The sequence below is a fragment of the Kitasatospora sp. NPDC004240 genome (assembly GCF_053603215.1).
Window position 1 is genome coordinate 40,242 of the sequence record NZ_JBSGFD010000052.1, and the last position, 7,920, is coordinate 48,161.

The 7,920-nt window shown below is 70.5% G+C and carries 8 protein-coding genes and 1 pseudogene; 5 read left to right on the plus strand and 4 right to left on the minus strand.

Translation table 11 applies throughout. The annotated features are described in order from the left end of the window. Positions 1-235 precede the first annotated feature (235 nt). Positions 236-913, plus strand: a complete 678-nt coding sequence (locus ACWEQL_RS16615) for an LAETG motif-containing sortase-dependent surface protein (protein WP_452150969.1) — start codon at positions 236-238, stop codon at positions 911-913. Between the two features lie 90 nt (positions 914-1,003). On the opposite strand, the gene ACWEQL_RS16620 is transcribed toward ACWEQL_RS16615, so the two are convergent. Continuing rightward, positions 1,004-1,789, minus strand: coding sequence for an SDR family oxidoreductase (locus ACWEQL_RS16620; protein ID WP_452150970.1), 786 nt, complete (start codon positions 1,787-1,789; stop codon positions 1,004-1,006). 182 nt (positions 1,790-1,971) lie between these two features. Between ACWEQL_RS16620 and ACWEQL_RS16625 the strand changes: the two genes are divergently transcribed. Next, positions 1,972-2,820, plus strand: coding sequence for a helix-turn-helix transcriptional regulator (locus ACWEQL_RS16625; RefSeq protein ID WP_452150971.1), 849 nt, complete (start codon positions 1,972-1,974; stop codon positions 2,818-2,820). A 59-nt stretch (positions 2,821-2,879) separates the two neighbouring features. Here ACWEQL_RS16625 and ACWEQL_RS16630 read toward each other — a convergent pair whose 3' ends face one another. Beyond that, positions 2,880-4,193 carry an MFS transporter gene (locus ACWEQL_RS16630; protein WP_452150972.1) on the minus strand — a complete coding sequence of 438 codons (1,314 nt, stop codon included), beginning with the start codon at positions 4,191-4,193 and terminating at the stop codon, positions 2,880-2,882. A 44-nt stretch (positions 4,194-4,237) separates the two neighbouring features. Between ACWEQL_RS16630 and ACWEQL_RS16635 the strand changes: the two genes are divergently transcribed. Beyond that, entirely contained in the window at positions 4,238-4,867 is a 630-nt protein-coding gene (locus tag ACWEQL_RS16635; protein ID WP_452150973.1) for a TetR/AcrR family transcriptional regulator, read from the plus strand. 229 nt (positions 4,868-5,096) lie between these two features. On the opposite strand, the gene ACWEQL_RS16640 is transcribed toward ACWEQL_RS16635, so the two are convergent. After that, complete coding sequence (locus ACWEQL_RS16640; RefSeq protein ID WP_452150974.1) at positions 5,097-5,327, minus strand: DUF397 domain-containing protein; 231 nt, start codon at positions 5,325-5,327, stop codon at positions 5,097-5,099. A 186-nt stretch (positions 5,328-5,513) separates the two neighbouring features. Here ACWEQL_RS16640 and ACWEQL_RS16645 point away from each other — a divergent pair, with 186 nt between their 5' ends. Then, positions 5,514-6,251, plus strand: coding sequence for an ATP-grasp domain-containing protein (locus tag ACWEQL_RS16645; protein WP_452150981.1), 738 nt, complete (start codon positions 5,514-5,516; stop codon positions 6,249-6,251). Between the two features lie 123 nt (positions 6,252-6,374). Continuing rightward, positions 6,375-6,623: pseudogene (locus tag ACWEQL_RS16650) on the plus strand (transposase); the annotation flags it as partial. Positions 6,624-6,833: 210 nt separating this feature from the next. Here ACWEQL_RS16650 and ACWEQL_RS16655 read toward each other — a convergent pair. After that, a complete protein-coding gene (locus tag ACWEQL_RS16655; RefSeq protein WP_452150975.1) occupies positions 6,834-7,367 on the minus strand; it encodes a hypothetical protein in 534 nt (177 codons plus the stop codon). Between the last annotated feature and the right edge of the window lie 553 nt (positions 7,368-7,920).

Sequence of the window (7,920 nt, forward strand, 5' to 3'; positions counted from 1 at the left end):
TTTCCGCCAATGTGACCGGAACCGATCAAGTCCACCGGGGCGGTGTTCCACGAGGTGACGGGTGTGATGGGCTGCCGATGCACATCAGGGGCCGGACGGGACAGGCGAATTCCGGTCGTACGGCGGGGGTGGCACGGTGCGGGAGTGCCGGTAGAGTCCCCCGCACAGTCGTAGCGGGCCACCGCTGATCACTCAACGCGCCTGCTGCACAAGACCGTTCGGAGGGAACTACGAAATGGCGCGACAGCAGCGGCACGTCGGTGCGCGTACGGCGGCCCTGGCCGGGACGGCGGCAGCGGCCGTCCTGCTGCCCCTGGCACTGGCGACCGGCGCCTCGGCGCACACGCCCAAGTGGCAGGTGACCTGCGACAAGGTCTCCATCGACCTGACCAACTACAGCGACGCCAAGGGCGTGAAGAACTCGGTCAGCCTGACCATCGACGGCCAGAAGGTGCTGGACCAGCACGAGTTCGGCAAGTCGTACCAGGCGACCTTCCCGGTGAAGGACCACAACGCGCCGATCACCGCGACCTTCGTGGTCACCACCACGGAGGACCCGAAGAACTCCGACTGGAACAAGACGGAGACCAAGACGATCGAGGTCTGCCACACGCCGACCCCGACCCCGACGCCCACCCCCACCAAGACCCCCACGCCCACCCCGACCACCACCACAACGGCCACGCCGAGCCCGACCGCCACGCCGACCACCTCGCCGTCGGCCACCCCGAGCCGGACCCCGTCGCCCACGGTGAGCCCGGCCCACTCGGCCACCCCGTCGGCGCCCGCGCTGGCCCAGACCGGCTCCAGCGACTCCACCCCGCTGATCGCCGCGGTCGGCGGCGGCGTGGTCCTCCTCGGCGGCGCCCTCGTGCTGGTCGCCCGCAAGCGCCGCGGCGGCGACGCGGGCTGACGCACCCGATCGGCAACCACGGCGGCCCCCTCGCTCGCACCGTCGAGCGAGGGGGCCGCCGTGCTGCGCGCCGGCCGGGTCCGCCATGGCTCAGTTGGGCTGCCCGGTCGGCATGACGGTGACCTGCTGCAGGTTGACGCGCGGCGGCAGCGCGGCCAGGAAGCCGATCGTCTCGGCGATGTCCTGCGGGGTCAGCCACTCCATCGCCTCCTTGGAGCCCGCCAGCCACTGCAGGGCGCCCGTGTCGGTGACGTGGTCCTGCAGCTCGGTGCCGACGATCCCCGGCTCCAGGGCCGAGACCCGTACGTTCTTCGCGCCCAGCTCGGCCCGCAGGTGCCGGGACAGGTGGGTGACGTAGGCCTTGGTGGCGGAGTAGACGGCGAAGGTGGGGAAGATGTTCTGCGCCGCGATCGAGGAGGTATTGATCAGGTCGGCCACGCCGCGTTCGGCCGCGCCCGCCACCAACTGCGGGGTGAAGGCGCCGATCACGTTCATCAGGCCGGTGATGTTGAGATCGATCTGCCGCTGCCACTGGTCGGTGGCCAGTTCCTCGACCGGGGCCGGGAGCATCACCCCGGCGTTGTTGAAGAGCAGGTCGGCGGTGCCGAGTTCGACCTCGACCTGCTCGGCGGCAGCCTGCACCGCGGCGGCGTCCGTGACGTCCACGGCGATCGCCAGCGCGGTGCCGCCGTCCTTGCGGATCCGGGCCGCCAGCTCGTCCAGGCGGTCCGCGCGCCGGGCCAGCAGGGCGACCCTGGCGCCGAGCGCGGCCAGTTTCCCGGCGGTGGCCTCACCGATGCCGCTGGAGGCACCGGTGATCACCGCGACGCGACCGGCGAGCGGGCGGGCAGGGATGTGCGGGGTGTGAGAGGACATGTGAATGCACCTTCGTCGCAGAGGGGTTGAGTGTTCGGCCGGGACTCTCCACCGGCCGCACATCCATCAGACCACCGCTCGGCGGCCCCGGAAGTGCCGTTACCCGGCCCGCCCCGGGCAGGTACTGACAGGGCCACCCTGAGCCCACCACCGCGCCGATCCGCCGTCGGAGAATGGGGCTCATGGACCGCAGCAGCGAGCTCGCCGACTTCCTTCGCTCCCGCCGGGCCCGGATCACCCCCGAGCAGGCGGGCCTGCCGGCCGACGGCCGGACGCGGCGCGTGCCCGGCCTGCGCCGGGACGAGGTCGCCCGGCTGGCCGGGATGAGCACCGAGTACTACACCCGACTGGAGCAGGGCCGACCCGGCCGCCCGTCCCCCGAGGTGGTGGACGCGCTGGTCCGCGCCCTGCGGCTCGACCCGGCCGAACGCGAGCACCTGGACGACCTGCTGGCCCGCCCCGCCACGGCCAGGCAGGCCGGAGCCGCCCCGCAGCGGGTGCGCCCAGGGCTCCATCTGCTGCTGCAGACCCTGGAGCACGTCCCGGCCTTCATCGTCGGCCGGCGCACCGATGTGCTGGCCGCCAACCGGCTGGCCCGCGAGGTGCTGACCGACTTCGACGCGCTCCCGGCCACCCGGCGCAACCTGGCCCGCTACTACCTGCTCGACCCCACCGCCCGGGAGAAGGTCGGCGACTGGCCCCGGCTCGCCGCTGAGACCGTCGCGATGCTGCGACTGGAGGCCGGCCGCCACCCGAACGACCGCCGGCTGGCCGATCTGGTCGGCGAACTCACACTGCGCTGCCCCGAGTTCACCACCTGGTGGAACGACCACCGAGTGCTGCGCCGCACCCACGGCAGCAAGACCTACATACACCCCGAGGTCGGCGAGCTGCACTTCGCCTATGAGGCCCTCCAGCCGCCGGGCGACCCCGATCAGACCCTGTGCGTCTACAACGTCGAACCGGGCTCGCCCACCGCCGACGCCCTGCGCCTGCTGGCCAGCTGGACGGCCGACCCGGCCACCCGGTGACAGCCCGGCGGCCCCCTTCCGCAGTGCAACGCGGCCGAAGCCCCATGGTCGCCCAGTGCTCAGCGGGTCTCCGCGTCGTCTGCTCGCGTGGATCCGGTATTGCGGCGTACTCCCGTAACGCCGTCGGCGACAGCCGTTGTGCTCTGGGAAAGCAGTACGGTCTTCTCGCTGGATCGCGTACTGATCAGACCGGCGGCGAACAGGAGGACGGCCCCGGCGTAGAAGGGGGCGCGCAGTCCGAAGGCATGGGCGGTGAAGCCGGCTGCCACGGCACCCAGTGCGGTGCCGCTGCCGATGACCATCTGGTAGGCCGTGGCGACGCGCCCCAGCAGCTCGGCAGGCACGAGTGACTGGCGCAGCGATACCGCGGTGACGTTCCATGCCAGGCTTGCCGTTCCGTATGCGGCGATGCCCATGCCGGCCATAGGGCCCGAGGTCGCACCACCTGCGACTACGGCAGCGACGGCGGTGCCCGCGGCGGTCAGTTTGAGGACCCGTGGAGCACCGAAGCGTGCGGTCAGGCGCGGGGTCGACATCGCCCCGGCCACGCCGCCGAGCGCGAAGGAGGCGACCAGCAGGGCGAAGCCCAGGTTGCCCAGACCCAGGGTTTGCCGGGCGTAGAGCACCAGGATGGCGATCAGGCCACCGCCGACGAGGTTGGTGATCCCGGATGCCAGGCAGAGCCGGCGCAGCAGGTGGTGGCGCCAGAGCCAGCGGGCGCCCTCGGTCGTGTCGCGGCGCAGGGTCGTCCACGTTTTCGATGCCGGCTGGGAATGGGGCTGGAAGCTCCCGCGGAGGATGTATACCAATGCGGCAGCGGCGGCGAAGGACACCGCGTCGACAGCGAAGGGGAGCGCGGCGGCGATGCCGAACAGCAGCGCGCCCAAGGGGGTTCCGAGCAGGGTGTCGGCTATGAGGGAGCTGGACTGCAGACGGGCGTTGGCCCGTGTGAGTTCGCCGGGGGCAACCAGTGCGGGGACCATGCCGGCCCAGGCGCCGCTGTAGAGCGTCCGCCCACAGCCGAGCAGGAAGGCGACGAGCGCCAGGAGCGTGATCGTCACCATGTCGGCTGCCATCGCCGCGGCGAGCGCTCCGACGAGCAAGGCCCGGGACGCGTCGACGAGCCACAGGATGCGGCGGCGGTCGAAGCGGTCCGCCAGAACGCCGGAGGGCAGGCCGAGGAGCAGCCAGGGCAGTTGCTCCGCCATGGACACCAGCGCGATCTGCCGCGGATCGGCGGCCAGTTGCGCCGCGAGGAGCGGCAGAGCGACGAAGCTCATGCCGTCACCGAGGCTGGATACGGTGACCGAGGCCCAGACCCGATTGAAGCTCGGCCCGAGCCGTGTGCGGGGGATCCCTCCGGCGAATAACATGAACTAGACTCTGGTTCTGGTTCTGGAAGATGTCAAGGAGTCAGATGACCGAGCAGGTCCACCAACCGCAGCAGCAGCGCAGCCGGGAGAAGGTGGCCCGCATCCTCGAAGCGACGGCCACGCTGCTGGAGACGACTTCCTACGAAGAGCTGGGCACCAAGCTGATCGCCGCCGAAGCGGGAGTCTCGGTGGGCGTGCTCTACCGGTACTTCGCCGACAAGGAGGCAATCGTCGCCTCCCTGGTTCACCGTTGGTTCCAGACGGACGTGCAGATTGCCGAGCGGATCACTGAGGAGCCCTTGCCCCAGCGCTCGCAGGAGCTGCTGGAGAAACTGCTCAGCGCCTACGCGGACCGCCTCCGTACCGAGCCCGGCTACCGGCGTGTCTGGTACCACGGGCCACGTATCGCCGCGCTGCGCGCGGATGGCCGACAGGCGGACCAGGCCATCGCCGAGCGGGTCCACAAGGCACTCGTCCGCGGCTACGCGATGCCGGACACCGAGCAGTTCCGGCGACGCGCTCGACTCGCCGTGGAAGTCGGGGGCAATCTGCTCGACCTGGCCTTCCGCGAGAGTGCCGAAGGCGACCCCGAGATCCTCGCCGACGCCGCGCTCATGATGGACCGCTACCTCTTCGCGCCGTCCGTCGACTCGGGGTTTCCAGGAACCGGGTGAAGCTGCGGCAGAAGCCCTTCGGCGCGGGTGGTCAGGCGGCCTGACCGAGGACGGCAGCAGTCAGGTTGCACGACTATCGCCCCGGCCGCCGGCCAGTGCAGGGGGCGCCGGGCCGAGCAGTGAGAAGTCCCGCCCCGGCATCGAACGGGCATGCGGGAGTCGATCGCCCCTCGCGCGTCTGTGCGTCGGCGGCCCCTCGCGTGGAGCAAGGGGCCGCCGGAACGATTCGCTACGCGTCGGGGATGAGGTGGTCGAACTCGCCTGCCTTGATGCCTTGGAGGAACGTGGCGAACTTGGTGGGGGTGGTGCGGACGATGACGTCGCCGTCCTCGGACTCGCGGAGTTCGACCAGGCCGTCGACCGTGCGCACCTCGACGCATTCGTTGTTCGCGGCGTTGTAGCTGGACTTCTGCCACCTTGATTTAGCTTGTGATTTATCCAGCGGCCTCGAACAAGCCACGCCATGGCCTGTGACTGTCGCCGATTGCCATCTGATCTTGAACTGCGACTCCCCCTTGCCTGTGGGCCTGGGGGCCTGTGGCAGGGAATCTCTGCTGCGCTGGTGTACATGGCGGGGCTAGCGTGGTGGCTTTGCGAGTGGGAGGGGATCGCGGTGCTGGTCATGCCCGGGCGGCGGACGTCGACGATGGAGCTGTTGGCCGTAGCGGCGGCGGAGCGTGGGATGTCGGTCAGGGCCGCTGAGGAGCCCGGCCTGGTGGGACCCGCGTACTGGTACGGCGGGCCGGTCGCAGGTGCCAGGCTGGCGGGCCAGCTCGGGTTCGCGCTACTGGAGCCCACGGATGACTGGCTCGCCGATCTGTCCGAGGAGTTCACCGGCCGCCAAATCCGGGCTGCGACAGTGGCGGACGCGTGGGCGCTCGACGGGCCGACGTTCGTCAAGCCGCCCCGTGATAAGTCCTTTCCCCCCGGTGTCCACGCCGACGGCTCGCGGCTGCCCTCCGAGCTGGACCCGGCGACGCCAGTTTTGCTGTCCGAGGTGGTGACCTTCGCCGCGGAGTACCGGCTGTTCCTGCTGGAAGGCCGGATCGCTGCGGCGAGTCGCTACGCGGTTTTCGGCCGGCTTGACCCCTGCCCGCTCGGAACGGATCTGGCGGAGCGGGCGATCGCAGCGGAGATCACGGAGTTCGCCGACCGGCTGGTCGCCGCAGCCGGACGCACGCTTCCGAGCGCCGTCGTTGTGGACGTTGGTCAGCTGCTCGACCCGTACCGCCCAGGCCACCGCTGGGCCGTGGTGGAGGCCAACATGGCGTGGTTCTCGCACGCCTACGCCGCCGATCCGGCACGGGTGCTGGACGTGGTCCTGCGGGCGGCGGGCCCGCGCGAGCACGTACGGCCGAGGGATCTGGCGTTCGAACGGCGCTGATCCGCGCCGGGCGACCAGGGCTTCCCGCAGTCAGCCCTGGTCCGGCCTCATTCCGGGAACTGGCGCTTCCAGCCTGGCCAAGATCACCGGTCGGAGGGCACAAGCGGCCAGGTAATCACTCCCGACGCCAGCACGAGCGATGCCCGCTCGTTCTGCCACACCTACGGCCGGGGCGACGCCAGGCACCAGATGATCCCGGGGTGGCCTTACTCGTGGGTCGTTGCCCTGGAATCGGGCCGGACCTCGTGGGTTGCCCCACTGGACGCGGTACGGCTGCGGCCCGGTGACGACCTCGCCGCGGTCACCGCTGTGCAGCTGCGGAACTTGGTCGAGCGCCTGGTCGCCGCCGGTCAGTGGAGTCCGGGCGACCCGTCGGCCCGCTGCCAACCCCGCAGAGACCGATCTGGCCTGGTAGACCTTCCTGCGGCGCTCCAAGTTCAGGCATGCGCGGCTTTCACACAGACCCTGTGCGTCTACAACGTCGAACCGGGCTCGCCCACCGCCGACGCCCTGCGGCTCCTGGCCAGCTGGACGGCCGACCGGCCACGGGCCGCAGATCGTCCTCCTGATCGCCCTGGGGCGTCACGGGGTGGTCCGGTCGGCCTCGGCCGCACGGTTGTGGAAGTGCTCGATCCCGTACCAGGGCGACGGCCCGCCGAGCTGCCAGGAGAAATCGCCGCTGGAGGGGTCGAGGGAACGGCGCGCGGCGTTGACGAAGGTCATCTGCGCCTGGACCAGGCCGCTGTGTATCTCCTTGAGCTCGGCCAGAGTCTTGGGGCGCCCGTCGAGAATGAGCGTGAACTGCTCGATGAGCTCGCCGATGCGTGCGGCGGCCGCCCCGACGTCGCCGTCCGCGACCAGGCTGACGGACACCAGGACCGCGTTGAACCGCTCCCAGCGGATATCCGGTTCGCGGTCGTCCATGTACGCCTGCCGCAGTTCGATCTCGACCGCCGTGAACTCCTGGAGGAAGGCCTCGTACGCGCCGGTCTTCTTGTCGCGCATCCACTGACGGTCCTGGTTGCGCCGGCCGACGGAGGCCCCCAGCAGGACGCCCAGGACGGTGGTGCCGGCGCCGACGGCCGTGGGTATGAGCGCCTCCCAGAGGGTCGCCATGTCTCTCCCTGTCTCGGTGGTACCTGCGATGGCCGAGGACTGACGTTACGTCATATCGCGTATGGTGGCGGCTCCTTCGGTGCAGGTCCCGTCGGACCCGGTCGTCGCGCCCGCCGGATGGCCGGGAGTTTCGAAGGCCCCTCGCTCGCAGGCTTGAGCGAGGGGCCGCCGCTCTGAGGTGGGCGGCCGGGGCGAGGAGTTCAGGCCAGGAGTGGCACGGGACTTCCCGGGCTGTCCAGCCAGACCGTGTGACCGTCCTGCGTGACGGTGAGGCCGAACCGGCCCAACCCACGGCGGCCCCGGTCGTCCCACCAGCGCCACGCGGCCTCCACCTCGTTCCAGAGGCTTCGCGGGCCGGACTGGTACACCTCGTACTCCGTGCGGCCCTGCTCGCGCCGGGAACGGACATGATGCTCAGGCCGGTTTGTAGTCCTGGTGCGGAGTGGCTCGCTCCCACACCAGGGGCATTGCATGTTCGAGATCGGTCCGGTTCGCCGGTCTTGTGATGTGATGTCATGTCTCGTTCTGGGGATGGTTGTTCCCCGGAACGCAG

Coding starts and splice junctions, on each gene's coding strand:
- ACWEQL_RS16615 (WP_452150969.1), top strand. CDS start 236: ATGGCGCGACAGCAGCGGCACGTCGGTGCGCGTACGGCGGCCCTGGCC.
- ACWEQL_RS16620 (WP_452150970.1), bottom strand. CDS start 1,789: ATGTCCTCTCACACCCCGCACATCCCTGCCCGCCCGCTCGCCGGTCGC.
- ACWEQL_RS16625 (WP_452150971.1), top strand. CDS start 1,972: ATGGACCGCAGCAGCGAGCTCGCCGACTTCCTTCGCTCCCGCCGGGCC.
- ACWEQL_RS16630 (WP_452150972.1), bottom strand. CDS start 4,193: ATGTTATTCGCCGGAGGGATCCCCCGCACACGGCTCGGGCCGAGCTTC.
- ACWEQL_RS16635 (WP_452150973.1), top strand. CDS start 4,238: ATGACCGAGCAGGTCCACCAACCGCAGCAGCAGCGCAGCCGGGAGAAG.
- ACWEQL_RS16645 (WP_452150981.1), top strand. CDS start 5,514: ATGGAGCTGTTGGCCGTAGCGGCGGCGGAGCGTGGGATGTCGGTCAGG.
- ACWEQL_RS16655 (WP_452150975.1), bottom strand. CDS start 7,367: ATGGCGACCCTCTGGGAGGCGCTCATACCCACGGCCGTCGGCGCCGGC.